General features: G+C 56.7%; 22 protein-coding genes. 10 read left to right on the top strand and 12 right to left on the bottom strand.

What is annotated here, in order from left to right; all coding sequences use genetic code 11:
- Positions 1-19 precede the first annotated feature (19 nt).
- From Q1B21_RS06580 to Q1B21_RS06570, 3 genes are all read left to right on the top strand, one after another.
- Positions 20-1,771: an acetolactate synthase 3 large subunit gene (locus Q1B21_RS06580; RefSeq protein ID WP_299887360.1), complete on the top strand. Its 1,752-nt coding sequence runs from the start codon at positions 20-22 to the stop codon at positions 1,769-1,771.
- Between the two features lie 56 nt (positions 1,772-1,827).
- Positions 1,828-2,388: an acetolactate synthase small subunit gene (ilvN, locus tag Q1B21_RS06575; RefSeq protein WP_298936014.1), complete on the top strand. Its 561-nt coding sequence runs from the start codon at positions 1,828-1,830 to the stop codon at positions 2,386-2,388.
- Positions 2,389-2,705: 317 nt separating this feature from the next.
- Positions 2,706-3,452, top strand: coding sequence for a helix-turn-helix domain-containing protein (locus Q1B21_RS06570; protein ID WP_299887356.1), 747 nt, complete (start codon positions 2,706-2,708; stop codon positions 3,450-3,452).
- Positions 3,453-3,459: 7 nt separating this feature from the next.
- Here the strand turns inward: Q1B21_RS06570 and Q1B21_RS06565 are convergent, their stop codons facing one another.
- The 4 genes from Q1B21_RS06565 to prfB form a co-directional block, all read right to left on the bottom strand.
- Positions 3,460-4,242, bottom strand: coding sequence for a DUF2189 domain-containing protein (locus Q1B21_RS06565; protein WP_299887353.1), 783 nt, complete (start codon positions 4,240-4,242; stop codon positions 3,460-3,462).
- Between the two features lie 25 nt (positions 4,243-4,267).
- On the bottom strand, positions 4,268-5,668 hold the full coding sequence (locus tag Q1B21_RS06560; protein WP_299887350.1) for an amidase: 1,401 nt from the start codon (positions 5,666-5,668) through the stop codon (positions 4,268-4,270).
- A 128-nt stretch (positions 5,669-5,796) separates the two neighbouring features.
- The gene (locus Q1B21_RS06555; RefSeq protein ID WP_299887347.1) at positions 5,797-6,504 is read right to left on the bottom strand and encodes a M50 family metallopeptidase; all 708 of its coding nucleotides are present in this window, start codon (positions 6,502-6,504) and stop codon (positions 5,797-5,799) included.
- Entirely contained in the window at positions 6,505-7,632 is a 1,128-nt protein-coding gene (gene prfB, locus Q1B21_RS06550; RefSeq protein WP_299076004.1) for a peptide chain release factor 2, read from the bottom strand.
- 77 nt (positions 7,633-7,709) lie between these two features.
- Between prfB and Q1B21_RS06545 the strand changes: the two genes are divergently transcribed.
- A complete protein-coding gene (locus Q1B21_RS06545) occupies positions 7,710-8,543 on the top strand; it encodes an aminoglycoside phosphotransferase family protein (protein WP_299887344.1) in 834 nt (277 codons plus the stop codon).
- Here Q1B21_RS06545 and Q1B21_RS06540 read toward each other — a convergent pair.
- From Q1B21_RS06540 to Q1B21_RS06530, 3 genes are all read right to left on the bottom strand, one after another.
- Positions 8,537-11,026: a penicillin-binding protein 1A gene (locus Q1B21_RS06540; RefSeq protein WP_299887341.1), complete on the bottom strand. Its 2,490-nt coding sequence runs from the start codon at positions 11,024-11,026 to the stop codon at positions 8,537-8,539. The two genes, Q1B21_RS06545 and Q1B21_RS06540, sit on opposite strands and share 7 nt — an antisense overlap.
- Before the next feature lie 94 nt (positions 11,027-11,120).
- Positions 11,121-12,341 carry an N-acetylmuramoyl-L-alanine amidase gene (locus Q1B21_RS06535; protein WP_299887338.1) on the bottom strand — a complete coding sequence of 407 codons (1,221 nt, stop codon included), beginning with the start codon at positions 12,339-12,341 and terminating at the stop codon, positions 11,121-11,123.
- A gap of 66 nt (positions 12,342-12,407) precedes the next feature.
- Positions 12,408-13,571 carry an aminotransferase class I/II-fold pyridoxal phosphate-dependent enzyme gene (locus Q1B21_RS06530; protein WP_299887336.1) on the bottom strand — a complete coding sequence of 388 codons (1,164 nt, stop codon included), beginning with the start codon at positions 13,569-13,571 and terminating at the stop codon, positions 12,408-12,410.
- On the opposite strand from Q1B21_RS06530, the gene Q1B21_RS06525 reads away from it, so the two are divergent.
- The 4 genes from Q1B21_RS06525 to Q1B21_RS06510 all read left to right on the top strand — a co-directional run bounded on the left by Q1B21_RS06525 (position 13,570) and on the right by Q1B21_RS06510 (position 18,001).
- Positions 13,570-14,952 (top strand): M48 family metalloprotease, encoded by a 1,383-nt coding sequence (locus Q1B21_RS06525; RefSeq protein ID WP_299887333.1) that lies wholly within the window; start codon positions 13,570-13,572, stop codon positions 14,950-14,952. The two genes, Q1B21_RS06530 and Q1B21_RS06525, sit on opposite strands and share 2 nt — an antisense overlap.
- Positions 14,949-15,707, top strand: coding sequence for a DsbA family protein (locus Q1B21_RS06520; protein WP_299887330.1), 759 nt, complete (start codon positions 14,949-14,951; stop codon positions 15,705-15,707). Before Q1B21_RS06525 ends, Q1B21_RS06520 begins: the two co-directional genes overlap by 4 nt.
- Before the next feature lie 81 nt (positions 15,708-15,788).
- On the top strand, positions 15,789-16,814 hold the full coding sequence (locus Q1B21_RS06515; RefSeq protein WP_299887327.1) for an agmatine/peptidylarginine deiminase: 1,026 nt from the start codon (positions 15,789-15,791) through the stop codon (positions 16,812-16,814).
- A gap of 221 nt (positions 16,815-17,035) precedes the next feature.
- Positions 17,036-18,001, top strand: coding sequence for a Hint domain-containing protein (locus Q1B21_RS06510; protein ID WP_299887324.1), 966 nt, complete (start codon positions 17,036-17,038; stop codon positions 17,999-18,001).
- Positions 18,002-18,028: 27 nt separating this feature from the next.
- Here the strand turns inward: Q1B21_RS06510 and ispG are convergent, their stop codons facing one another.
- The 3 genes from ispG to hemA form a co-directional block, all read right to left on the bottom strand.
- Positions 18,029-19,150 carry a flavodoxin-dependent (E)-4-hydroxy-3-methylbut-2-enyl-diphosphate synthase gene (gene ispG / locus Q1B21_RS06505; protein WP_298936032.1) on the bottom strand — a complete coding sequence of 374 codons (1,122 nt, stop codon included), beginning with the start codon at positions 19,148-19,150 and terminating at the stop codon, positions 18,029-18,031.
- Positions 19,151-19,221: 71 nt separating this feature from the next.
- Positions 19,222-20,430, bottom strand: coding sequence for a helix-turn-helix domain-containing protein (locus Q1B21_RS06500; RefSeq protein WP_299887583.1), 1,209 nt, complete (start codon positions 20,428-20,430; stop codon positions 19,222-19,224).
- 129 nt (positions 20,431-20,559) lie between these two features.
- A complete protein-coding gene (gene hemA / locus Q1B21_RS06495; protein WP_299076028.1) occupies positions 20,560-21,783 on the bottom strand; it encodes a 5-aminolevulinate synthase in 1,224 nt (407 codons plus the stop codon).
- Positions 21,784-22,118: 335 nt separating this feature from the next.
- On the opposite strand from hemA, the gene Q1B21_RS06490 reads away from it, so the two are divergent.
- A complete protein-coding gene (locus tag Q1B21_RS06490) occupies positions 22,119-23,504 on the top strand; it encodes a M20/M25/M40 family metallo-hydrolase (protein WP_299887320.1) in 1,386 nt (461 codons plus the stop codon).
- 57 nt (positions 23,505-23,561) lie between these two features.
- Here Q1B21_RS06490 and lpdA read toward each other — a convergent pair whose 3' ends face one another.
- Positions 23,562-24,956, bottom strand: coding sequence for a dihydrolipoyl dehydrogenase (gene lpdA, locus Q1B21_RS06485; RefSeq protein ID WP_299887317.1), 1,395 nt, complete (start codon positions 24,954-24,956; stop codon positions 23,562-23,564).
- A 215-nt stretch (positions 24,957-25,171) separates the two neighbouring features.
- Between lpdA and Q1B21_RS06480 the strand changes: the two genes are divergently transcribed.
- Positions 25,172-25,606 (top strand): hypothetical protein, encoded by a 435-nt coding sequence (locus tag Q1B21_RS06480; protein ID WP_299887314.1) that lies wholly within the window; start codon positions 25,172-25,174, stop codon positions 25,604-25,606.
- On the opposite strand, the gene Q1B21_RS06475 is transcribed toward Q1B21_RS06480, so the two are convergent.
- Positions 25,603-26,181: a DUF924 family protein gene (locus Q1B21_RS06475; protein WP_298936038.1), complete on the bottom strand. Its 579-nt coding sequence runs from the start codon at positions 26,179-26,181 to the stop codon at positions 25,603-25,605. The genes Q1B21_RS06480 and Q1B21_RS06475 overlap by 4 nt on opposite strands.
- Positions 26,182-26,276 lie beyond the last annotated feature (95 nt).

Here is a 26,276-nt window from a genome sequence, read left to right as displayed (position 1 = left end):
CGCGAACGGAGCAAAGCAGATGACACGTGAGATGACCGGCGCAAAGATGGTAGTTCAGGCCCTCAAGGATCAGGGCGTGGACACGGTATTCGGATACCCCGGTGGCGCCGTCCTACCGATCTATGACGAGATCTTTCTGCAAAACGACATCCGTCACATTCTGGTGCGTCACGAACAGGGCGCGGTTCACGCCGCCGAAGGCTATGCCCGTTCAACCGGCAAGCCGGGTGTCGCGCTTGTGACTTCTGGTCCCGGTGCCACAAACGCGGTGACCGGCCTGACAGATGCTTTGCTGGATTCGATCCCGATTATCGTTCTGACCGGACAGGTGCCCACCTTCATGATCGGCTCGGACGCCTTTCAGGAGGCAGACACCGTTGGCATCACCCGCCCCTGCACCAAGCATAACTGGTTGGTGAAGGACACGGATTCACTGGCCACAACGATGCATGAGGCATTCCATGTTGCAACCTCGGGCCGCCCAGGCCCGGTTCTTGTCGACATTCCAAAGGACGTGCAGTTTGCAAATGGTGAATACAGCGCACCAAAGCCGTCAAGCTCACACTACCAACCTGTTCTGAAAGGTGATCTGGAAGAGATCACCGAGTTGGTTGCCGCAATTGAAACCGCAAAGAAACCCGTCTTCTACACCGGCGGGGGCGTCATCAACTCCGGCCCCGCGGCCAGCCAATTGCTGCGTGAGTTGGTGGATGCAACCGGATTCCCGATCACCTCGACCCTGATGGGTCTGGGCGCCTATCCGGCCTCAGGCAAGAACTGGCTGGGCATGCTGGGCATGCATGGTCTTTATGAAGCCAATCTGGCGATGCATGACTGCGACCTGATGATCAATATCGGGGCGCGGTTTGATGACCGGATCACCGGACGGATCGATGCGTTCTCGCCCAATTCGAAAAAGGCGCATATTGATATCGACCCAAGCTCGATCAACAAAGTGATCCGTGTGGACATCCCGATTGTCGGCGATGTGGGTCATGTGCTTGAGGATATTCTGAAGGTCTGGAAAGCGCGCGGCCGCAAAACGGATGCCGCGAACGTTAAGCTGTGGCAGGGTCAAATTGCTGAATGGCGCAAGGTGAACTGCCTTGCTTACACCAACAGCGAAAAGACTATCAAACCGCAATATGCGTTGGAACGGCTTGAGGAACTGACCAAAAAGCACGATCGGTACATCACCACCGAAGTTGGTCAGCATCAGATGTGGGCCGCGCAGTACCTTGGCTTCGAAGATCCCAACCGTTGGATGACATCTGGAGGGCTGGGCACCATGGGCTATGGCTTCCCCGCCTCAATCGGGGTGCAGATGGCCCACCCGGATGCTCTGGTGATCAATGTGGCTGGTGAGGCGTCGTGGCTGATGAACATGCAGGAAATGGGCACTGCAGCTCAATATCGTCTGCCGGTAAAACAGTTTATCCTGAACAACGAACGTCTGGGCATGGTGCGCCAGTGGCAGGAACTGCTGCATGGCGAGCGTTATTCGCACAGCTGGTCCGAAGCCCTGCCCGATTTCGTCAAGTTGGCCGAGGCGTTCGGAGCCAAGGGGATCCTGTGTTCCGACCCTGCTGATCTGGACGATGCGATCATGGAGATGATCAATTACGACGGCCCGGTGATCTTTGACTGCCTCGTCGAAAAGCACGAGAACTGCTTCCCCATGATCCCGTCAGGTAAAGCGCACAACGAGATGCTGTTGGGAGAGGCCGAGACGCAGGGTGTGATCGATTCCAAGGGATCGGTTCTGGTTTGAGGTTTTTGTCGGGGCTTGCTGCCACCGACACACGCAAGATGATGAAAGGGACATAAATGTCTGCCCTACATATCAAAAAAGGCTCCACACGCCATTCGGCCTACAATCTACGGCCAACCTTCTCGGACGTACAGGAACGCCATACCATTGCGGTTCTTGTCGAGAACGAACCGGGTGTCCTGGCCCGTGTTATCGGCTTGTTCTCGGGCCGTGGTTACAACATCGAGAGCCTGACGGTGGCCGAGGTGGATCATACCGGCCACCTGAGCCGTATTACCATCGTCACTACCGGCACGCCGCAGGTGATAGAACAGATCAAGGCTCAACTTGGCCGCATTGTTTCGGTGCGCGATGTGCATGATCTGACGGTCGAGGGTTCGTCGGTCGAACGCGAATTGGCTATCATCAAAGTGGTGGGTGACGGCGACAAACGGGTCGAGGCGCTGCGACTGGCCGATATCTTCCGTGCCAACGTAGTAGACAGCACGCTGAACTCATTCATTTTTGAGATCACCGGCGCGCCGGACAAGATCGATGCTTTTGCCGACCTGATGCGCCCTTTAGGCCTTGCAGAAATTGCCCGCACCGGAGTCGCCGCCCTGCTGCGTGGCGACTGATCGAAAGTCGTCCCTGCCCTAGATTGCATAAAAGACTGGGGCGGGGATAACTCCGGGTGGCATTGCACCTGGAATTCCAACGCAATCCATCGGTTTTGCGCGTTAGACTTTCAATAACCCGACTTCTTCATCCAAAAGATCGCACATTTTCACGTCGAGCCTCTTGCGTTTGCCATCCGGGTCGCTAGCTTCGATGCCGCAACGCGACGTGGGGAAACGTTGCTTGGGGTCATCTGTACGATTTCTTGATATGCGTGCGGCCTGCGGGTCAACGCTGTCGTTTTTGCACTATGCATTGACCAATGCCCGGGACGAATATGACGAACAACACTCGCAGCCCTGCTGAATTGCGCGCCATGTTTGGCGCCAACCTCAGGCAGCTGACACAGGACTACCCGTCCGTTGCGGCTTTGTGTCGTCAGTTGGGTGTCAATCGCACCCAGTTCAACAGGTATCTGTTTGGCGAAAGCGTGCCTCGAGCTGAAGTTCTCGACCGGATTTGCAGGTTCTTTAATGTCGATGCCCGAATTCTGCTGAAGCCTATAGATGATATCCCGGCGCTGGATCAAAACCGCACTTTAACCACCCTGACCAGTTTTCTGACGTCGGGTGTTCAGGCAAATGACAGAAATACGCTTTCGCCGGGCTTCTATGCAGTCACTGAAGGTGAATCATCCAACCGACAGCTTAGTCTTCTTTACGCGCGACATCTGCCGCAATGCACGCTTTTGCGCGGATTTACCGCGCGCAGAGATATGCCCGATGCCCCGCCTTTGGCGCGCGAGAGACAAGGGTTTGCCGTGTGCGCCGACGATCACATTTACATACTGATATCGCGCCGCAACGGGGAAGACAGCCGTGTCTATTTGGTGACCCGTGACCTGGAAGGTGATGCCACCCGATGGTTTGGCACAGTGACCAAACCTTCCTCGGCACAAAGCCCTATGCCTGTTGTTCTCAAGCATCTTGACGCGGACACGGCTGCGGTGCTCGACACCGCGCGGAAATCAAACTGCGGTGCCTCGAAAACCAGTTCGCTATTGGCCGAGGCTCGTACCACCTGATCACCCGTTATTGTGAATCCTCGTCGCTGCCTTGCGCAATCTGACGGTACAAGTGCCAGCTAGCGTGTCCCAAAAGGGGCAGAATGACCAGCAACCCCAAAAACCACGGCACCATTGCCGCGAATGTCAGCAAAGCAATGAACGCCCCCCAGACCAGCATAATGGGCGCATTGGCAGAGACGTACGAAAAGCTTGAGATCATCGCAGTGACGAAATCCAGTTCCCGATCCAATAGCATTGGGATCGACAGAACAGTGAGCATGTAAAGCACGGTCGCAAACACCGCCCCAACAACGCTTCCGACCGCCAGCATCGTCAATCCGTTGGGTGTCAGAAACACATCAATCGACGAGGACACATTCGTCATTGTCGACAGCCCCATGAACAATGCGAAAATCATGTGACCGAGAAAGAACCAGAACAGAAACATCACCACTATGATGGCACAGATCGAGGGCAACTGGCGGCGGCTTTGCTGGAAAACGACACCGAAAATCGACTTTAGATCAAGCGGTTCGCCCTGCTCCAGCCGGTGCGACACCTCGTATAGACCCACTGCCGCAAACGGACCGATCAGCGGAAACCCGATAGCAGCGAGAACCAACCAATAGGTCGTTCCTGTCTGAACCGTGATCCACGCGATTGCCCAACCGGCCAGCACATAGAAGCCAGCAAAGATCAAACCAAACTGTGGCGCACGCAGAAAGTCAGCCCAGGCCTGCCGCAGGGATACACGCAGCATCTGCGCATCTACCGGCCGCATCTGTGGAGCACCAAACGGCTTTTCCATGTTCTGTTCCTACTCCCTTATAGCGCTAAATCATTGCCGGATGTTTTTGCGGCCACTGGGTTTCGGCGTGATAAGCTGCACCAATCGAAAGCAGTTTTGCATCCGCACCGCGCGGGCCAAACACTTGCAGGCCCATTGGCAACCCGGTGGATCCGAAGCCAGCAGGTGCCGCTAGACAGGGCAAGCCCAGCAAGCTTACCGGCGAAGTCACATGCATCCACCGGTGGTAAGTGTCCATCGACTGCGCCGCAATCTGGGTGGGGTAAGGCACCTCGATCTCAAATGGCCACACCTGAGCCGAAGGTAGCACCAATGCATCATAGTCGCGAAACAACTCTTCTGCCCGCCTGAACCAATCGGATCGGATAGCACTGGCGCGGTGAACATCCATCGCTGTCATGGCGAGGCCTCGGTCCAGCTCCCATATTGCGGTGTCTTTCAAGGATGCCCGTTGTTCCAGCAATGGTTCCAGCCCCGCCGCGACACTCCAGGATCGCAGCGTGATCCAGCTGTCCCAGATCTGTTCGGCATCGAATGGCGCCGCTATCGGGTCAACATATGCGCCCAGGTTTTCGAAAACGTCCAACGCAGTTTCGCAAACATCCAAAATGCCCGCCTCGGTCGGGAATGCGCCCGTCCAATCCCCAAGCCATCCAATTCGCATCCCCTTCAAATCGGCAGCCTGGACGGGCGAGACAGCGTCGCTGTGATGAACGTGAGGAAGACGTGAATCGGGGCCTGAAATCACATCCAGAAGCACGCCCAGGTCTTCGGGGCTACGCGCCATCGGACCAAGCGTCGACAGTTGATGCAGAAACGCATCGCCCACAGGCTCGGGCGGGACCCGCCCCCAGCTTGGACGAAATCCATAGACGTTGTTCCAGGCTGCTGGGTTGCGCAGGCTGCCCATCATGTCAGACCCATCGGCCAGAGCGACCATACCGGTCGCCAACGCAACCGCTGCCCCACCGGACGACCCGCCGCAGGTCCGTGCGCTGTTATATGGATTTCGTGTGGCACCGTAGACCGGGTTAAACGTGTGCGACCCCAGTCCAAATTCAGGCGTGTTTGTCTTGCCGATCAGGATCGCCCCGGCCTGTCGCATTCGGGCTGCTATCAGATCGTCTTTTTGCGGTACGAAGTCGCGAAAAACCGGGGACCCTTGCGATGACACAACCCCTGCGACATTGACCAGATCTTTGACCGCAATCGGCAGCCCGTGTAATGCGCCTTTGATTGGCGCGGCATCCATAGCTTTGGCCTCGGCCATCAGGTCATCTTCATTGCGCAATGCCACGATCGCATTAACTTCACCGTTGATGGCTTGGATCCGGTCCAACGTCGCGCGCATCAATTCCGATGCCGACAATCGACTGGCGCATATCTCCGACAGCAATGCAGTTGCAGAGGTCTGGGTTAGGGTCATTGGGGCCTCAGCGGATGTGGCTTTTCTGTTGTTGCGATCAGCCTAGCCGGGGCTTTAACCCAATTAAACCCGTAGTTTGGATGTATCTTTCACCCTGCCAATCGAACACACTGTTCTGAGAGTTTTGGCTACCTGGCGCGGATGTCAAACCGCAGATTGCTGTCGCGGCCCAGCATATAGCGTAGACAATAGATGATCATGACAAAGCTGAGGACCAACCATAACCCGCCCCACATCAACGTTGTTCCGCCAAACTCTTCGGCCAGCATGTACGCATCCGAGCGTAAACCGGCGCGCCTTATGGTGTCGTCAAAGATATCAGACGGAACGTAGATCATGCTGGTCAACCCGATAACTCGTAGTACCAGATCACAGAGCTTGCGGCTCATATACCAAGCAGCACCCAGCATAACTGCACCAAAACCCGCGCAGAAAGCCATGGCAAAGGGATCGCGGACATAAAGAAGCGTCACAAGCAACATGACCCCGCCGAACACGCCAAGCACGGCCCTGTCCATATCTGTGCGCAAGGCGATGATCAGTAGGCCCATTCCAAGTAAGAGCGATCCCAGATATCCAGCAGACAGACTTACAAACCGGTTGCCGCCCCGCCCGATCACAAGACCACCCTGCTGGGGCGATACCGAGAAGCTTTCGACAGAGCCGCCGGTCAGAACAATAGCCAAAGCGTGCGAAAGCTCATGCAGGAAGACAACAAGGATCTTCAGTGGAAGAATGAACGGCGTGTTCCACAACAAGAACACGGTTGCGACAATGGCGATCAACTGCCAATGGCCTGTGATCAGGTTTGCGGCAAAGGTCAGACGCTGGCGCAATTAGCCTTCGCCCTGCGCCTCGGAGCGACTTTTGCCAGCCACATTTAGCGCTAGTGTCGCCGCCATGAACTCATCCAGATCTCCGTCCAGCACGCCCTTGGTGTCCGACGTTTCGTGGTTGGTCCGTAGATCTTTGACCATCTGATAGGGCTGCAAAACGTAAGACCGGATCTGGTTGCCCCAGCCCGCGTCACCCTTAGCCTCGTGGGCTGCGTTGATATCGGCGTGTCTGCGATCCAGCTCTTGCTGATACAGGCGCGATTTCAAGGCCTTCATGGCGATGTCACGGTTCTGGTGCTGCGATTTGACAGAGCTGGTCACCACGATCCCAGTCGGAATGTGCGTGATCCGCACCGCCGAGTCTGTGGTGTTGACGTGCTGACCACCCGCGCCAGAGGACCTGTAGGTATCGATACGAATGTCAGACGGGTTCACGTCAATCTCGATATTGTCGTCCACGACGGGATAGACCCAGACAGAACTAAACGACGTGTGCCGTTTGGCCGCCGAGTCGAAGGGCGAGATGCGCACCAGGCGGTGCACACCGCTTTCGGATTTCAACCAGCCATACGCGTTGTGGCCCGAAATTTTGTAAGCTGCCGATTTGATCCCCGCCTCTTCGCCCGAGGTCTCGGATTGCAGCTCGACCGTGTATCCCTTTTTCTCGGCCCAACGTACATACATGCGCGCCAGCATCGAGGCCCAGTCGCAGCTTTCAGTACCGCCCGCGCCCGAATTGATTTCAAGGAAGGTATCGTTTCCGTCTGCTTCGCCGTCCAACAGAGCCTCAAGCTCTTTCTTGGCCGCTTTTCGCTGTAGGCTTTTGATGGCCCCTTCGGCGTCTTGGACGACCTCTTCATCTTCTTCGATTTCGCCCAGTTCGATCAGCTCGATATTGTCACCGAGATCTGTTTTGATCGACTCGTAGGTCTCAATTGCATCCACAAGCATCTGGCGCTCGCGCATCAGTTTTTGCGCCTTTTCAGGGCTGTCCCACAAATTGGGATCTTCAACACGCGCGTTGAATTCCTCCAACCGGTGCGGTGCGGTTTCATAGTCCATGCGCTGCGCCAACAGCTCTAGCGACTTTTCGATTTCCGCCACGATATTCTGGGTTTCGGCGCGCATGGTATGGTCCCAACTTGCTCAATCAGGCCTGCGTGATAGCAAGAGGTGCGAGGCACCACAAGACAGGCGAGGCGTGAATGCAAGACGCACCACAAGAGTTTCTGGACAGATGGGCACTTATCCCGCTTGGCGTCGTGGCAGATACCGGCGCTGCACGGGTTTGGAAAGTGCAGCAAGCGGATGGAACTCACGCGGCGCTCAAACTGTATCGCCGGGCGGACCGCGGGAACGAGGCGCCGGGGACCCAATTGTTATCCGCATGGCGGGATCGCGGGGCTGTCAGAATTCTTGAAGTTGCCGAAAACGCAGTGCTGATGGAGTGGTTGGACGGGCCGACCGTTGGCGACATTGCACGATCCGGGCAGCCGGACAAAGCGGTTCAAAGCTTGGCGGATACGGCGCGCTGTCTGCACCACCGTCCAATGATTGACTGCGCTGGATTGAAGCCTCTGGCCCTAGTATTTGCCCCACTGTTTGAGTGCCGATTTGCCAAGACGTGCCCCGCCTCTTTGGCAAAGGATATGAAACGAGCGATCAGCTTGGCCCGCGATCTATTGGATAAGCAAACCGTGCAAGTTCCACTGCACGGGGACCTGCATCATGACAACGTCATTCAGACCCAAACCGGACCGCGCGCGATAGATGCCAAGGGATATCTGGGAGATTCCGCGTTTGAGCTGGCAAATGCGCTGCGTCATCCCAAAGGCATGAAAGGCCTTGTTCGCCAAACGCAGCAAATAGAACAGTGTCTGACACTCTATGCTGATGCGATGGCTGTACCGCGCCAGCGCCTGGCAAAATGGGCAGCTGCAAAATGCGCTTTGTCGATGTTCTGGCGAGCGAGCGGCCTCGTCACCGAAGATGCCGAAGCCGATCTGTTGCGCCTGCTGTTAAAGGCTGCCGATCAATAAAGCCCGCCAGTCGACAGATCGCCTTGCGTAGCTTTGGGGCCGACGGTCACAGTCTCACCGGTAGATGTCTGCACCTCAACGCCCGCGCGCTGCACCTCTTCGAACAGCGGCAGGTCAGATCCGATGGCAAAACCACCATCGTAGATCCGGTCAATGAAGCCATCGACGCCATCGCGGAAATACTCGGCCACAACATAGTCGCCACTGGCGTTGTCAGGCAGACGCGCGCCGCTGAATCGGTCGATCTTTATGAAACGCCCGCCCGGCGGTACGTCGAAGGGACCGCCGCCGTATTTTTCCACGGCTTGTTCCATAAAGCTCTGGAAGACTGGTCCGCACAATGTACCACCGTATGCGCCACGCCCCATCGGGCGCGGGCGGTCATACCCGATGTAGCAACCCGCCACGATGTTTGAGGTAAATCCGATAAACCAGGCGTCCTTCGATTCATTTGTCGTGCCTGTCTTGCCGGCGGTAGGAACCGGTAGATTGACAACACTCGAGGCTGTTCCGCGATCTACGACGCCTTTCATCATGGACGTCAACTGATACGCAGTGACGGCATCCATAACCTGGCTACGGTTGGTCTCAATCGTCGGGGCTTCATCCGGTTCCAGCCAGTTAGAATTGCAGTCCAGGCACTGACGATCATCGTGCCGATAGATTGTCTTGCCAAACCGATCCTGAATACGGTCAACCAATGTGGGCTCAACCCTCTCGCCACCATTCGCGAACATCGCATAGGCAGCCACCATCTTGTACAAGGTGGTTTCTTCTGCCCCCAACGAGTTGGCCAGAAACGCGCCCATACGGTCGTAGACACCGAACCGTTCCGCATACCCGGCGACAACGGGCATCGTCACCTCTTGCGCCAGTCGAATGGTCATCAGGTTTCGCGATTGTTCGATCCCGGTGCGCAGTGGCGTCGGGCCGTAGAATTTGTTGGAAGAGTTCTTGGGCCGCCACAGGCCTTGCGGCGTGTTCACTTCAATCGGAGCGTCCACCACAATGGTCGCGGGGCTGTATCCGCTATCCAACGCAGCCGCGTAGACAAAGGGCTTAAAGCTTGACCCCGGCTGGCGTTGCGCCTGCGTGGCCCGGTTGAACACCGTGTCCTGATACGAGAACCCGCCTTGCATCGCCAGAACACGGCCCGAGTTCACGTCCATCGCGACAAAGCCGCCCTGCACTTCGGGTACCTGTCGGGCGGACCATTGACCCTCTTCCCCGGCGACGACGAGTATCACGTCACCACGTTTGAAATTCGCTGCGAAATCGCCCTGCATCCACTTGATGTCGGAACGCGGGATGACGCCATCTGCCGGACCATCTTCAATCCCGACCGTCAGGGATTGTTCCGCAACATCCATCACAACCGCCGGATACCACTTGGTCGGCAGAACCACATCGCGCGGGATCTCCATAATGGACAGTGCTTCTCGCCATTGCGCTTCGTCTGCCAAGGTTTCTTCGGCGATCACTTCGCCAGTTCCGCGCCACTTGCCGCGAGAGCGGTCGTATTTCTGCAAGGCTTCACGCAGAGACCGGGCGGCTTCGACCTGCATTTCTTCATCGACCGAAGCACGTACTGTGAATCCACCAGTGAAGAATTCACCTTCGCCAAAATCCTCGCTCAGCTGGCGGCGGATTTCGTCGGTAAAGTAATCCCGGGGCGGCAGTGCAGTGCGGAAGCTTTCGAAGTCACCATTCTGAACCGAGCGCAAGGGCTGGTCGACCTCAACTTCGAAGGTCGCCTGATCGATATGACCATTTTGGCGCATCTCGCGCAGAACATAATTTCGGCGATCCAGAAGGCGCTGTTTTTGCCGAACCGGATGGTAATCAGAAGGCGCTTTGGGCATCGCGGCGAGTGTTGCGGCCTCATGCGGGTCCAGCTCTTGCAGAGTTTTGTTAAAGTAGGTCTGTGCCGCAGCCGTTACACCATAGGAGTTCTGGCCCAGAAAAATCTCGTTCATATAAAGTTCGAGGATTTGTTCTTTGTCCAGCGTATCCTCAAGCCGCGTGGCGAGGATGATTTCCTTGATCTTGCGTTCGGCCCGGCGGTCACCAGACAGCAGGAAGTTCTTCATCACCTGCTGGGTGATGGTCGATGCACCGCGAACAGTTTCGCCTTTAGACCGGACAGCTTCGACGCCGGCCGCAATAATGCCACGCGGGTCATAGCCCTGATGGGTGTAGAAATTCTTGTCTTCGGCAGAAATGAATGCCTGTTTCACCAGGTCCGGGATTTCTTCGGACGGCGTGAACAAGCGGCGTTCCTGCGCAAATTCGTCGATCAGTTGCCCCTCGCCGGAATAGATACGGCTGATTGTCGGCGGCTTGTATTGTGCCAGCGACTCGTGGCTGGGCAGATCGCGCCCGTACATCCAGAACACCGCGCCTACAACCAACGCAGCCATGAAGATACCCAAGGTAACAAGGCTGAAAATAGCCCCAAAAATCGAAAGAATGAACCGGATCACGTTACTGCCTTTTTCTCGCGCTGCCGCCTATATAGTGTCGCGCTGCTCAAGGGTCAAAACAACAAGCATATTCTAGCTGGTTTGCGTCGTCAGGTCACTGACCAATCAGAGATTGCCGGACCAGGTCCTGCTGACGCCAGTCTTCCAAACCCTGATAAATCCCCAATGCCATCTTCGCACGCCATTCAGGATCTTTGAGGTTGTTCAGATCGCGAGGGCTGGACAGAAACCCAAGTTCAACCAGAACCGACGGGATATCGGCCGCTTTTAGCACAGAAAACGAGGCTTTGCGCAGGGGGCGGCGATTCATTGGCCCGCCCTGTTGCGCCATGCCATTGGCCAGCGCCCTGGCAAGCGCATCCGTGCGTGGCTTGGTTTCCTGGCGCGCAATATCCAACAGTACATCGGCCACCTGATCATCCGCGCCGTTCAGGTCGATCCCCGAAATCAAGTCGCCCCGATCGTGTCGCTCAGCAAGTTTTGAACTGGCCACGTCCGAGGCATCCTCGGACAGAGTATAAACCGCAGCGCCATGCGCCTGCCCTTCGGACAACGAGTCGGCATGAAGTGAAATGAATAAATCCGCCCCGGCCCGATGGGCCAATGCGATGCGTCGTTCGAGCGAAACAAACTGGTCCTCGACACGCGTCAACACGATCTCATACCCACCTGATCGCAACAAAAGCTCTCGCAGTTCCCGGGCAAAAGTCAGCATCATTGTTTTTTCGTCGATCCCGCCAAATTCGGCCCCCGGATCGATCCCGCCATGGCCTGGGTCCAGCATCACGCGCAGCGGACGGTCCCCATCACGCGGCCGGACCTGCTTGGTCACCGCCGGTTCGGGCAAATCCCAGCCCGGATTGCGTGGCGCACCCGCAGTGGCATTGAATGTGTCGAAATCCGTACCTTTAAGGGAAAGCGATAGAAGCGCTGAACCTGACCCTTCGTCAATCTTCAGGTTCGCCGATTCCACAGCCATCGGGGCGCCGAGATCCAGAACCAGTCTGGACCATCCTGGCACATAGGCGCCGAATTGCACGTCGCTGACGCGTTTGGATTTCAGGAACTGCTTTCGGGTCAAACCGGTCCAGTCAACCTCTTGAAAATCCAGCACCATCCGGTAGGGATCGCGCAATGTGAAAATGCGATATGGCACACCTTGGCTAAGGCCAATGTCCACGCGAATACCCGCGCGCCCGGTATCGACAATCCGGCTTTGGTCCGGTTGCACACGGGCAAGCGCGCTGAAGTCCTGCGCGACGGCCGTACCGGCCAGCGCCCAGAGCAGCGCAATGCAAAAGATGATCCTGCTCATGGCCTCAAGTTTTCCCGAGATCGTTTGGAACGCACCCTATACCAACCGGGGGCCTTTGTGAACGCTTCAGACCTGTTCGGTGATCGCGCCCTTTTCGAACATGAAGCAACGCAACCTGTCCAACCCGTCCTGAATGTCAGCCGTGGCGCGCGCATAGGAAAACCGCAGGGTGGTATGGCCCCGCTGCGGGTCGAAGTCCAACCCCGGCGTCACGGCAACACCGGCCTTTTCCAGAATCTCTGACGCGAAGGCCCGGCTGTCATTGGTCAGGTCCGAGACATCGGCATAGACATAAAACGCCCCATCTGGCGGTGCGATATTGGTGAAGCCTGCTTTGGGAAGCCCGTCCAGCATAAGTGCGCGGTTCTGCCGATAGACATCCAGATTGGCCTGCAACTCGTCCTCACAATCCATTGCGGCCAGTGCAGCCACCTGACTGGCGTGCGGCGCACAGATGAACATGTTCTGGGCAATACGCTCCACCACCCGCACCTGATCTTCAGGCACCACCATCCAACCCACACGCCACCCGGTCATCGAGAAGTATTTGGAGAATGAGTTGATCACATAGCATTCGTTGGTCAGTTCAAGCGCAGTGACGGCTTTGGCCTCATATTCCAGACCGTGATAAATCTCGTCACTGATGAACGAGGCTCCCTGCTCCTGAGCCGCACCGATCAGTGCGTGCATCGCAGCGTGATCCAGCATGGTGCCGGTCGGGTTCGCGGGGGATGCGACCATCAGACCTTGCAGATCTATTCCTGCGAAATCTGCGGGCACCGGCTGCAAACGGTTTTCCGGAGCTGTGGGCAGGTCGACCGGAACCAGTCCCAGAGCTTTCAGAATCTGCCGGTAAGATGGATAGCCGGGTGCACCGATGCCAACACGATCGCCGCTGTCAAAAAGTGCTGTGAAGGCCAGCAGAAACCCACCGGAAGACCCGGGTGTAATCACCACACGTTCTGGGTTCAGGTCGACATTATACCACTCTCCGTAAAGTCGCGCGATCCGCTTCCGCAACGCAGGCAGACCCAACGCCACTGTATAGCCCAGCGGGCCCTGTTCCATGGCTTGGGCAAGGGCTTTTACCGCCTCTTTTGGCGCTCCGGTTCCGGGCTGGCCGACCTCCATGTGGATGACGTGACGCCCGGCTTCTTCCGCCTTGCGTGCGGCCTCCATCACATCCATCACGATGAAGGGATCGACCCCGGATCGGGTTGAGTTTCTCATGCCCATCTCCCATGTTGCAACCATGGCTTTTGAACGCGTATCCCGTCTGGCGTCAATCCCGGCCCTGATGCTGGCGGTTGCCGTTTGGCTGACAGCCGCGGCATCCAGCAACGCGCAAAGCCTGATCCGGGATCCGGATATCGAACATGGGCTGCGCGAACTGGCCTTTCCGGTCCTGCGCGCCGCCGGGCTGAATACCAACCGCGTTCGAATTTTTGTGGTCAATGACAACACGTTCAATGCCTTTGTCATCGACTACAACGCCATCTACTTGAACTATGGCCTGATTCTGACCGTGGACAGCCCCGAAATGCTGCAAGCCGTCATCGCGCATGAGGCCGCCCATATCGCCAATGGCCACCTGGCGCGCCGCGCTGAAAACTTGCGTGCCGCGCAGCGAAATGCAGGTCTCGGCACCGCGCTGGCCATAATCGCTGCAGCTGCGGGCGGCGGAGAGGCCGCAGCCGGCATCGCCGCCGGAACATCTGCCTCTGCCCTGCGCAGTTTTTTGGGTCATACGCGGGCTGAAGAATCCTCGGCCGATCGCAGCGCAGCCAGCTATTTGCGATGGGCAGGTATCTCGCCCAGTGGCATGGTCAAACTGCACCGCAAATTCGCCGGTCAGGAATTGCTGAGCACCGCCAATCAAGACCCATATATGCGGTCCCACCCCACCAGCCGCGAACGCCTGCGCGCGGCCGAGACGTTTTTGGACGAATTTGGGGACAAGGCAGAGCCAAATGCCAATGCCGACTATTGGTTTGCTCGCGTTAAGGGCAAGTTGTCGGCGTTCCTAAGATCGCCGACATGGACCCTACGCCGTGCCAAGGAAGAAACCGACCGTGATATCCGCCTGATGCGCGAAGCCTCGGCCCATCACCAGAATCGCGATCTTGCCCGCGCCCGCGCGGCAATTGATGCGGCGCTGGCCATTCGCCCGGATGATCCGTTCTATTACGAGTTGAAGGGGCAAATTCTGCTGGAAAACCGGCAGTTTCAGGACGCAATCACAGCTTATGGTCAGGCCGTTGAAATGGCTCCGAACAACGCGTTGATTCTGGCCGGGTATGGCCGTGCGTTGCTGGGTCAGGGCCAGACGAAGAAAGCCCTGCAAGTCCTTGAAAAGGCGCGTGCACGTGACTATCGGAATGCCCGGTTGATGCGGGATTTGGGCGCGGCATATGCGCAGGTTGGCAACAACGGGATGGCGTCAGCTGTCACCGCCGAACGGTATGCTCTGCAAGGCCGCTTGGCCGATGCAGGTATCCATGCAAGACGGGCCGTTGGGCAATTGCCCGAAGGGTCTCCGGGTTGGCAAAGGGCGCAGGATGTGTTGATTGCCTCAGAACGCGCAAAGAAATCGAAAAGGAAACGGAAATGATCCTCAGACATGCTGCACCCGCCCTTCTGGGGCTTTCCCTGCTCACCAGCCCAGCACAGGCGTTGGATTTGAACGCGATGACCGAGACCGAAAAGGCCGAGTTCGGCGCGCAGGTCCGAGAATATCTGCTGGAAAACCCAGACGTCATCATCGAGGCGATCAATATCCTTGAACAGCGCAACGCCGCTGCCGAGGCCGAGACGGATAAGGAACTTGTCGCGGCCAATGTGGATGAGCTGTTCAATGATGGTTATAGCTGGGTTGGCGGCAACCCCGAGGGCGATATCACTCTGGTCGAATTCATGGACTACCGGTGTGGCTATTGCCGTCGTGCCGTGCCCGAAGTGGCCAGCCTGCTGTCTGAAGACGGCAATATTCGCCTGGTGATCAAGGAATTCCCGATCCTGGGCGATGCATCGGTGCTGTCTTCACGCTTTGCCGTGGCCACCAAGCACGTCGCGGGTGACGACGCCTATAAGCAAGTCCATGATGCCTTGTTGGAGTTTAGCGGCGACCCCTCCGAAGTAACTCTGCGCCGGATATCAGATGGCCTTGGACTGGACAGCGATGCGATCATCGCGGCGATGGACAGCGATCAGGTCACCGATGAAATCTCGCAGACCCGCGCGCTGGCGCAGCGCATGCAGATTTCAGGAACCCCGTCCTTTGTTTTGGGCACTGAAATGTTGCGCGGGTATCTGTCGGCGGATCAGATGCTGCAAATCGCCGAAGGCGTGCGCGCTGATCGGGGCTAAACGGGAACAAATGATCTGATGGCGCGGCGGTCTGTGATAAACCGGCGGGATTTCGTTCTCGGCGGAGGAGCGGTGGGATTGATGAGTTTACCCGGCAAATCATATGGCCAGACTGATACAGGCTTTGTCGTTCCTCCAGAAGAGGCCCCGCATCAGCGGACATTCATGCAGTGGCCGGTTAGCCGTAAGGTTTATCGGGATCCGGTCTTTTTGGAGATGGTCCAGCAAACCATCGCAGATATCGCCAATGCGATCTCAGATTTTGAGCCCGTGATTATGTTGGCGGCGGCCGAACGTCACGCTGGGGCTCGCCGTAAACTATCGGCCAAAGTCCAGCTTTGGGACATACCCACCGAGGACCTTTGGTGCCGGGATTCCGGGCCGATTTTCGCGATCAACGGCAAAAAGGAATTGGCCGTCAGCCATGTTCAGTTCAACGGGTGGGGTCAAAAGCAGGTGCACACAAACGACGCCCGTGTCGCCGGACGAGTAGCGGAACGCCTAAGTCTGCCCTTGCTGGCAACCGGTCTGAAGGGCGAGGCAGGAGGCGTTGAACAAGACGGTCATGGCCTGCTTATGGCGCACGAAAGCTCGTGGTTGAATGACAACCGCAATCCTGGCCTGTCCCGGGACGAAATCGAAGAGCGGTTGCTTGCCGCATACGGCGCGCGCCACATGATCTGGTCAGAGGGCGTGTACGGTGAAGACATCACAGACTATCACATCGACAGTCTTGCAAGGTTCACAGGTCCAAGGCGTGTTTTGATAAACCTGCCCGACGATCCTGACATGTCTGATCCGTTCCACGTCGCCGCACTGGAGACATATGATCGTTTGGTGGCCAACGGCCTGCAAGTTGAGGTCATCCCGGAACCGCATTCTGTACGCACCAACGACCCCGAATTTGTCGCCTCCTACGCGAATTATTATGTCTGCAATGGTGCGGTTGTTATGGCGCAGTTTGGTGATCCGGAAACAGATTCCATCGCGAGTGAAACACTGGCGCGACATTATCCGGGGCGAGAGATCGTGTCCTTGAATGTCGACGTGTTGGGAGAGCTCGGCGGGGGCATTCACTGCGCCACGCAGCAGATGCCATTCGTATAGAAGAATGTACGGGCTTTTCCCCGCCCTGCGTTCCAAAGAACGCAGATCTGCCACAATATGATCAGAAATTCAGTGAACACTAAGGCTCGTCTTGGTGATGCAAGACGCGCGAAAAACTTGAGAATTGCAACTTAATTGCACTTTTTCACCCTTTTTAAGAACGTTTCACATGATACCTAACCGAGAGATTTGTTGCGCGTTTAGTTTGTCAGGGGGGTCGGATGCCCACGTTCAGTATCGATGTTATCGGTGTAACCGGTACGGCTTGGGGAACTTTTACGTCCTTGGGCGTTGTTGGCACGATCACGTTTTCGGACGATGACTCATTTGGCATTGGTGACAACAACCCCGATACAGAAACGGCCGCGCTTCCGGTAATCACGGGCGTAACAGGCACTTTGCCCGCAGGTTGGGTTGGACAAACCCTTGCCTTTGGTTGGCAGCAGCAGATCGACGGAACCGGCGGTCCGGATGCTTTGGGCATGGTGATAGGCGGTGGATCCAACTTCATCTCGACACATCTTGTTCAGTATCCCGGCGGTACGCCGATTGTCACCGGAACCACCTACACTGCTTCTGGAATTGTAAACGTTCCGTCCGAAGTGGTTGTCTGCTTTGTAGCCGGGACAAAGATACAAACTGCGGATGGCGAGGTTGCGGTCGAAGATCTGGCGGTCGACGCTCAGATCGTCACCAAAGATAACGGCCTACAACCCATTCGTTGGATCGGTTCTGCCAGAAGGTTTGCAGCTGGCGAACTCGCCCCGGTCGTTTTCGACAAGGGCGCAGTTGGCAACACCCGCGTTCTTAAACTATCGCCGCAGCACAGGCTGTTGATCTCTGGCTGGCGGGCTGAATTGCTGTTCGGCGAGGACGAGGTTTTGGTTCCCGCGAAAGCCCTGGTCAATGACAGATCCATTTTCTTCGAACGCGGCGGATATGTAGACTACTACCACATCCTGTTCGACACACATGAGATCATCTATTCGGATGGCGTGCCGACAGAAAGCCTGTTTCCGGCAGATCAAAGTCTTGGAGCGTTGTGTCAAAGCGCCCGCGACGAAATCTTTGAACTTTTTCCCGAATTGGCTGGTAAAGAACCTTTGGCATTCTCGCATACAGCCCGGACATCATTGACGGTCAATGAAAGCCGATTGCTCTCTCCTGCACCGTCCACTCAGCGCTGACATTCAACACAATATGAAGGAACTAAGCTACTCTGCCGCTTCCTGAATAGCGTCAAGCGCGGCCGCTTTTTTCTCGACCTCTTCGACGATGTGGTCGATCATCTGATCGTTCGACATCTTGTGGCTGGCCTTGCCGGCCAGATAGACCATGCCAGACCCAGCCCCGCCGCCCGTAAAACCGACATCAGTCATCAACGCTTCACCCGGACCGTTCACGACGCAGCCGATAATCGACAGCGACATCGGCGTCTTGATGTGCTCCAGGCGGTGTTCCAACGCCTCGACCGTTTTGATCACGTCAAACCCCTGCCGCGCGCAAGACGGGCATGAGATGATGTTGACGCCGCGATGCCGCAGGCCAAGTGACTTCAGGATTTCGAACCCGACCTTGATCTCTTCCACCGGATCAGCCGACAGGCTGACGCGGATCGTATCGCCGATCCCCATCCACAGAAGGTTTCCCAAACCGATGGCGGATTTGATGGTGCCAGAGACCAGCCCGCCCGCCTCGGTGATGCCCAGGTGGATTGGCGCGTCAGTCGCCTCGGCAATACCCTGATAGGCGGCCGCCGACAGGAAGACATCGCTGGCCTTTACGCTGATCTTGAACTCATGGAAATCATTGTCTTGCAGGATGCGGATATGTTCCAGCCCACTTTCGACCATCGCCTCGGGGCACGGCTCGCCGTACTTCTCAAGCAGATGCTTTTCCAGACTGCCTGCATTCACGCCAATCCGGATCGAACAATTGTGGTCACGCGCTGCCTTGATGACTTCCTTGACCCGAGTTTCATCCCCGATATTCCCGGGATTGATCCGCAGACAGGCAGCACCGGCTTCGGCCGCTTCGATGCCGCGCTTATAGTGAAAGTGAATGTCCGCCACGATCGGAACCGGGCTTTCACGCACGATTTCTTTCAACGCCTTCGAAGATGCCTCATCCGGAACTGAAATCCGCACGATATCCGCGCCCGCTTCGGCGGCGGCCTGAACCTGCGCAACCGTCGCTGCAACGTCGGTGGTCAACGTATTGGTCATGGTTTGCACCGCGATGGGGGCATCCCCCCCGACCGGCACGTTGCCAACCATGATCTGACGGGATTTACGGCGATAGATATCGCGCCAGGGACGTATATGATTGAGGGACATATGGACGGATCCGCGTCTGCCTAGGTTGCGTCTTTAGATAGTTCGGCAACCAGGTCTCCGCAATGGCTAGATCACTCGGCGGGTTGTTCTGTCGCCTCGGTCTGCAGTTCGGCCACCAATTGCTTGAGCGCGCTGTTCTGTTCAGAGTTCAGATCGGCAACGCTATAGACTTCCGAGACCGCATCCTTTGACAGGACGACACCTTTGGCAACCGTGCCCGGCGCGCCAGCAGGTCCGTAGTGTTCACCATTCATCGAAAAATAGACTGAGCCTGATGCACCGGCGCGAAGTTGAGGCGGTTCCTCGGTCAACGGCACCTCGAAGGTGCTGCCTTGTTCGACTGTACCTAGCGTACCCTCAAAGATCACGCTGCCATCGGCTGCGGTTACACGCATCCAAGAAGGATCGACGGCCACGATTTTCAGGGTCGTATCAACCTGCTCGACAACTTGTGGCAGCGAAGGTCTTTCGACTGTGTGTATCTCAGCGACTTGAATCTGTGGCAGCTCAGGCGGGCGGAAGGTGCCCACGTCCCGTGGATCGAGCGTTGAGATCGGAGCATCACGCGCCACCAACACCGGCACGTCAAGCGCCTGAGGACGGTAAAGACGATCCAGCGCTTCGGAGTTTGACGCCAACGTAGTTTCATCAACATTGCGGTTGTTGCGCGCTGCGTCCAGCGGATCAAGATCGGACAGAACCACAGGGGCCTGTTCAACAGGGCTCACCTGGACTTGCTGGATCTTGTTCAAAACAGCCCAGCCGCCATAGCCGATGCCGCCAATCAATGCGAGCAAGACCAGTGAGGAACCAACAGCACGCGGTTCGATCTGGCTCACCAAAGATTCTTTGCCCGGAATGTACGGCGTGTTGGGTGAGATGAACGGATCGCGCCCCATCGGCCCGCGCGAAGGCAAATCGCCGGTGGGCTTGCGCACGACCGACGCCTCTGCAGACATCCCGTGAGCGACTTCAAACCCGCTTTCCTGACAGAAGGAAGAAAATGTCTCGTCCGGGTTCATTCCCAGATAGCGCGCATAAGAACGCACATACCCGGCGATGAAGCCGGGTGTGTCAAATGCGTCGGGATCGGCATTTTCAATGGCGGCGATGTAGTTGGCTTTTATCCGCAGTTCGCGTTGTACATCCAGAAGAGACTTACCCATCGTCGCGCGTTCGCCGCGCATCGTATCGCCAAGCCGCACCTCATAGTCGTCATAGCCCTTTGGCCTGACTTCCATGTCTTCTTCGGAATCGCGCTGTGATCTGCGCCCAATCATTCCTACTGCCCCATTCTGCCCGCCGCGTGTGTCGCGCTCGCAGCGAATCGTCCCCATAACGATTCGTCCGCTACTTTTGTTAGCGTAATCTTAACACGCGACAAACTAGTTGCACACTTTGGCGTTAGGTTATCCGGCAAGTTCGGCGCGATTTAGCGCACAATGTGACCAAAGTTCGTCCATCGCGTGCACCAGACGGTTCATTTCGTCGGGTCCATGCACCGGAGACGGGGTAAAGCGCAGACGCTCGGTTCCGCGTGGGACAGTTGGGAAATTGATTGGCTGCACATAGATGCCATGATCATCCAGCAGCATGTCGCTGAGCTTCTTTGTGTGCACCGGGTTGCCAACGATCACCGGTACGATGTGGCTGCCGTGATCGATCAGCGGCATGCCCAGCCCTTTTAAACGCAGCTTGAGGATACTGGCCTGTGTCTGATGCTGCGCGCGCAGCTCGGGCGCATGTTTCAGATATGCGACCGAAGCCGCTGCCCCCGCTGCGACAGCGGGTGGCAAGGATGTCGTAAAGATGAAGCCCGGCGCATAAGAGCGCACAGCGTCACACATCTTAGCGCTTGCCGCGATATAGCCACCCATGACGCCATACGCTTTGGCCAGTGTCCCGTTGATGATGTCGATACGGTGGGCCAGCCGGTCACGCTCGGTCACGCCACCGCCGCGCGGACCGTACATGCCAACGGCGTGCACTTCATCGATGTAAGTCAGCGCGCCGAATTCATCGGCCAGATCGCAAATTTCTTCGATCGGACCGAAATCGCCATCCATCGAGTAGACAGATTCAAACGCGATCAGCTTGGGCGTAGCGGGATCGTCAGCCTCAAGCAGCTCACGCAGATGAGCGACATCATTATGACGGAAGATACGCTTGTCCCCGCCATTGCGGCGCACGCCTTCGATCATCGAGGCATGGTTCAACGCGTCGGAATAAATGATCAGGCCGGGAAACAGTTTCGGCAGCGTGCTGAGCGTGGCATCATTGGCAATATAGGCGCTGGTGAACAGCAGCGATGCCTCTTTCCCGTGAAGGTCGGCCAGTTCTGCCTCGAGGCGTTTGTGATAGACAGTGGTTCCCGAGATATTGCGCGTGCCGCCGGATCCTGCCCCGGCCGCATCAACAGCGTCATGCATAGCATCCAGAACAACTGGGTGTTGACCCATGCCGAGATAATCATTGCCGCACCAGACGGTGATGTTCTGATGTGACCCATCAGGGCGCGTGCGCACCGCGTGCGGAAAATGTCCGTTACGACGTTCGATGTCGATGAAGGTCCGGTAGCGTCCTTCGTCATGCAGCCTGGCAATCGCTGAATCGAGCTGAGCAGTATAGTCCAACGGACCCTCCTTGAATGCCTGGCGATCATTCCGACCCCGGACAATGTATTCCACCACAACGCACAGTATACACTGTTTTCGCGGTTTTTGCGTTCCTCTGACCTAACTGCCTACAGCCGAACCAGTGAACCCAACTTTGATTTGCATCAAATATAAGTTTGCGCTTGCTCCGACAAGTAAAGTTACGTCCATCAGACGCGAGGAAACGACGCAGGCAAACTATCCGGGATCGGCAGGTTTCCGATACTAAACCAATTTCCGCCTTAACCGCACTGGACGGCGGCGATAGCGCTGATAGGTTCGCGCCTGAAAACACCCAAAAGCAGGAGCCACCCATGTCGCTAGACGCCGTGCTGAACCAGATCGATGCAGATCTGCAAACTTCGATCGATCGCCTGATGGAGCTGCTGCGCATTCCGTCCATCTCAACCGATCCTGCCTTCAACGAACAGGTCAGTCAGGCCGCAGACTGGCTGGTTGCCGACCTGCAAAGCATCGGCATTTCGGCCGAGAAACGGGAAACACCCGGCCACCCGATGGTTGTCGGACATGTTGGCGAGGGCAGCGACGGGCCGCATGTCCTGTTTTATGGCCATTACGACGTGCAGCCGGTGGACCCTTTGGAGCTTTGGAATCGTGAACCATTTGACCCGGCCATCGAAGATTCAGACTATGGCCCGGTCATTCGGGGGCGAGGTTCGTCAGATGACAAAGGGCAGCTGATGACATTTGTCGAAGCCTGCCGAGCTTGGAAAGCGGTGCATGGGTCCCTGCCCTGTCGCATCACCTTTTTCTTCGAAGGGGAAGAAGAATCAGGGTCCCCGTCCCTGGTGCCGTTCCTTCGCGAAAACGCGGCAGAGTTGAAGGCGGATCTGGCGCTGGTCTGCGACACGTCGATGGTGTCGCGCGGCGTGCCGTCGATTGCGTCCCAACTGCGCGGGATGCTGAAGGATGAATTCACCATTGTCGGCCCCCGGATCGATTTGCATTCCGGTCACTACGGTGGTCCCGGCCTGAACCCGTTGCGCGAACTTTCGAAAATTGTCGCCTCTTTCTACGACGACGAAACCGGGCGCGTCGCGGTACAAGGCTTCTATGAAGGTGTTCATGAGGTGTCTGACGAGCAGCTGCGCCAATGGCAGAGCTGCGGATTTGATGAGGCCGAGTATCTGAACTCGGTCGGGTACAGCCAACCCCATGGTGAAAAGAAGTATTCAACCCTGGAGCAACAATGGGCACGCCCGACCCTTGAGGTGAACGGTCTGTGGGGCGGTTATAACGGCGCCGGATCAAAAACCGTCATCCCGTCAGAGGCTCATTGTAAAATAACGTGCCGCCTGGTTGGCGACATGGATCCCGACGCGCTGCGCGATAAAATTCGCAAACATGTCGAGGACCGCTTGTCCGCAGATGCCAAAGTCATCTGGGACAACGATCTGGAAGGTGCGCCTGCCTCGGTCATGAACCTGGACCGTCCTGAATTCGAAGCCGCGCGCGGCGCGTTGTCGGACGAATGGAACCGCGAGGCTGTATTCACCGGTATGGGCGGATCAATTCCTGTGGTTGGTTACTTCAACACAGAGCTTGGGCTTGATTCCATGCTCGTTGGATATGCCAATGATGATGACGCCATCCATTCGCCGAACGAGAAATACGATGTCAAAAGCTTTCACAAGGGCATCCGCTCATGGGCGCGTATTCTGGATGCGTTGACCAAATAAACTAAAAAAGGCACCGCCAGACTGACGGTGCCTTTTTTTGATTGCGCTTAAGCAGATTTACATGTGGATCACGCGGCCATAGGCATCCAGAACGCTTTCATGCATCATTTCTGACAATGTCGGATGCGGGAAGACTGTATTCATCAGGTCCTCTTCCGTCGTCTCCAGCTGACGCCCGACAACATACCCCTGAATCAACTCGGTCACCTCGGCACCAATCATGTGGGCTCCAAGAAGCTCTCCGGTTTTTGCGTCGAAAACGGTCTTGATCAGACCTTCGGGTTCGCCCAAAGCAATGGCCTTGCCGTTGCCGATGAACGGGAAGCGACCGACCTTGATGTCATAGCCAAGCTCCTTGGCTTTTGCTTCGCTGTAGCCCACAGATGCCACTTGGGGCTGGCAATAGGTGCAGCCGGCAATGCCTTCAGGTTTCACCGGATGCGCGTGTTTCCCGGCGATCAGGTCTGCGACCATAACGCCTTCATGGCTGGCTTTGTGCGCCAACCAAGGCGCCCCGGCGATGTCGCCGATAGCATAGAGACCCTCGACGCCCGTGCGGCAGAATTCATCTGTCACCACATGCGTGCGATCAATCTTGACGCCCAAAGCTTCGAGTCCGAGGCCTTCGACGTTACCGACAATCCCAACTGCAGAAATCACGGTGTCAAAGTCGTGTTTCTCAACCTTACCTTTCACCTCGATATGCGCGGTCACTTTGCCCTTGGCGCGATCAAGCTGCTTGACCATCGCCTTTTCCATGATGGTCATGCCTTGCTTGGTGAAGGCTTTTTTGGCCAGTCCGCTGATTTCGGCATCTTCGACCGGCAGCACGCGGTCCATGACTTCGACGACCGTCGTATCGGAGCCAAGCGTATTGTAGAAGCTGGCAAACTCGATACCGATAGCGCCCGAACCGATCACCAACAGCTTCTTAGGCATCCGAGGCGGCTGAAGTGCGTGCTTATAGGTCCAGACCAGATCGCCATCGGCCTCAAGCCCCGGCAATTCTCGTGCCCGCGCACCGGTGGCCAGAACGATGTTCTTGGCAGTCAACTCCTCAGTGCCTTTGTCAGTTTTGACGCTGACTTTGCCCTTGGCCGGGATCGTTGCCTCTCCCATCACTACGGTCACTTTATTTTTCTTCAGCAAGTGACCGATACCACCGGAAAGCTGCCCGGCGACGCCGCGCGACCGCTTTACGACGGCGTCCAGATCGTAGCCGACCTTGTCCGCCTTCAAGCCGAAATCCTTGGCGCGCTCCATCAGGTGGAACACTTCGGACGAGCGCAAAAGCGCCTTGGTCGGAATGCATCCCCAGTTCAGGCAGATTCCGCCCAAATGCTCGCGCTCGACCACGGCCACTTTCAGACCCAGCTGAGCGGCGCGGATTGCAGCCACATAGCCCCCAGGACCAGCGCCGATTACGATCAGATCAAAAGATTGTGCAGCCATATGTCCCTCTCGGCGCAGGTCGGTTCAAATTTAGTTTACCATTAAACTAAATTCCGCGACGCATCAACACGGTGCCTGCGCGACATATGCGACGCAAGATCGGCATGTTCAGGTTGTGCTGCTTTCAGCCTATACCCGGGACGTTACAAAGGCTAGAAAAGAAGAACAAATGCCCCTTGGACGTTCCTTTTCACAAGTCATTCGAAAGGCTTACCATGGCCAAGACGCTCAAAGATTTAGTGCTCGCCCTGCTGAACGCCACGCTTGTACTGATTGCATTATGCTTGTTCCTGGGATGGAAACTGGCATCTTCAGTGGACAACATCACCACAAGTTTCTCTGAGAACCTGAAGATCGTCACCCCGCTGAGGGAAGAAGCCCAAGGAATTCGCGGTGAGTTGGCTGCCCTGCGGAGTGATTTGGCCGCGATTCCTGTTGACGGAGGCACTCTCGACAGCGCAACCGCGGCGCGTATCGCGGAGGCTCTGGATAAACTGAACGCAGTGGAATATAAACTTCAATCCACCCAAGCCCGGTTCGCGGAAATGGCAGAGTCTCCTGAGATGCTGATCGAACAGGCCATAGACCTGTCGGCCGACGCAGTGGCCGACCGGGTCAAAGACATTCGAGGATGTGTGCCGGAGACTTAACCCGCAGCTTGCAATTCACGAACCGTCGAACCGTAGCCGCCCATATTCACATAGGCCGCCTCTGGCTCGGTTGTTGGCCGAGACAGGGCTTCATTGCGATACGGGAAGCGGCCGAACTTGCGGATCACTTCACGATGCGCCCGGGCGTGCAAAAGATTGCTCGGATCGTCACTGCTCAGATTCTGGCACATCAGGCGCACGCAGCGTTCCTGATCACACAAATTCTCAGAATGCATCATCGGCAGATAGAAAAACTGCCGCGCCGGTTCATCAATCTTAAGGTCCCAGCCTCTGTCGACCGCACATTTCGCGGCTGCGAGTGCTGCGCGATCTGATGCAAAGGCCCTCGCCTCTCCGCGGAACATGTTCCGAGGGAATTGATCCATCAAAACGATGTATGCCAATGCCCCGCTTGGATAGGTCAGCCAGAGCGAAAACTTGCCCTCACTCGCTGCCTTCCAGGACTCTTGGAAACGGTCACGGATTTCAGCGTCTAACGCGTCATCCTGCAGATACCACCCTTCGGGACCAACCTTGTCTAACCAAAAACTCAATACGTCTTCAGGCCCAACCATTGCCTTAAACTCCGTCTTTTGCCCTCCCCAGGGACGTAACGTCATTTAAGTCGGTTTTACAGAAGTGTTACAGTAACATATTGCAACACTTACGA

Origin of the sequence: uncultured Ruegeria sp. (assembly GCF_947504215.1) — a bacterium.
In the GTDB taxonomy this organism is placed as follows: Bacteria; Pseudomonadota; Alphaproteobacteria; order Rhodobacterales; family Rhodobacteraceae; genus Ruegeria.
The sequence above is the reverse complement of the archived record's forward strand: the minus strand, read 5'-3'. Positions and strand labels throughout refer to the sequence as shown.

What these genes read in the sequence shown, in the direction of transcription:
- Q1B21_RS06580 (WP_299887360.1), top strand. Translation starts at nt 20, where the DNA reads ATGACACGTGAGATGACCGGCGCAAAGATGGTAGTTCAGGCCCTCAAG.
- ilvN (WP_298936014.1), top strand. Translation starts at nt 1,828, where the DNA reads ATGTCTGCCCTACATATCAAAAAAGGCTCCACACGCCATTCGGCCTAC.
- Q1B21_RS06570 (WP_299887356.1), top strand. Translation starts at nt 2,706, where the DNA reads ATGACGAACAACACTCGCAGCCCTGCTGAATTGCGCGCCATGTTTGGC.
- Q1B21_RS06565 (WP_299887353.1), bottom strand. Translation starts at nt 4,242, where the DNA reads ATGGAAAAGCCGTTTGGTGCTCCACAGATGCGGCCGGTAGATGCGCAG.
- Q1B21_RS06560 (WP_299887350.1), bottom strand. Translation starts at nt 5,668, where the DNA reads ATGACCCTAACCCAGACCTCTGCAACTGCATTGCTGTCGGAGATATGC.
- prfB (WP_299076004.1), bottom strand. Translation starts at nt 7,632, where the DNA reads ATGCGCGCCGAAACCCAGAATATCGTGGCGGAAATCGAAAAGTCGCTA.
- Q1B21_RS06545 (WP_299887344.1), top strand. Translation starts at nt 7,710, where the DNA reads ATGCAAGACGCACCACAAGAGTTTCTGGACAGATGGGCACTTATCCCG.
- Q1B21_RS06535 (WP_299887338.1), bottom strand. Translation starts at nt 12,341, where the DNA reads ATGAGCAGGATCATCTTTTGCATTGCGCTGCTCTGGGCGCTGGCCGGT.
- Q1B21_RS06525 (WP_299887333.1), top strand. Translation starts at nt 13,570, where the DNA reads ATGCCCATCTCCCATGTTGCAACCATGGCTTTTGAACGCGTATCCCGT.
- Q1B21_RS06530 (WP_299887336.1), bottom strand. Translation starts at nt 13,571, where the DNA reads ATGAGAAACTCAACCCGATCCGGGGTCGATCCCTTCATCGTGATGGAT.
- Q1B21_RS06520 (WP_299887330.1), top strand. Translation starts at nt 14,949, where the DNA reads ATGATCCTCAGACATGCTGCACCCGCCCTTCTGGGGCTTTCCCTGCTC.
- Q1B21_RS06515 (WP_299887327.1), top strand. Translation starts at nt 15,789, where the DNA reads ATGAGTTTACCCGGCAAATCATATGGCCAGACTGATACAGGCTTTGTC.
- Q1B21_RS06510 (WP_299887324.1), top strand. Translation starts at nt 17,036, where the DNA reads ATGCCCACGTTCAGTATCGATGTTATCGGTGTAACCGGTACGGCTTGG.
- ispG (WP_298936032.1), bottom strand. Translation starts at nt 19,150, where the DNA reads ATGTCCCTCAATCATATACGTCCCTGGCGCGATATCTATCGCCGTAAA.
- Q1B21_RS06500 (WP_299887583.1), bottom strand. Translation starts at nt 20,430, where the DNA reads ATGATTGGGCGCAGATCACAGCGCGATTCCGAAGAAGACATGGAAGTC.
- Q1B21_RS06490 (WP_299887320.1), top strand. Translation starts at nt 22,119, where the DNA reads ATGTCGCTAGACGCCGTGCTGAACCAGATCGATGCAGATCTGCAAACT.
- lpdA (WP_299887317.1), bottom strand. Translation starts at nt 24,956, where the DNA reads ATGGCTGCACAATCTTTTGATCTGATCGTAATCGGCGCTGGTCCTGGG.
- Q1B21_RS06480 (WP_299887314.1), top strand. Translation starts at nt 25,172, where the DNA reads ATGGCCAAGACGCTCAAAGATTTAGTGCTCGCCCTGCTGAACGCCACG.
- Q1B21_RS06475 (WP_298936038.1), bottom strand. Translation starts at nt 26,181, where the DNA reads ATGGTTGGGCCTGAAGACGTATTGAGTTTTTGGTTAGACAAGGTTGGT.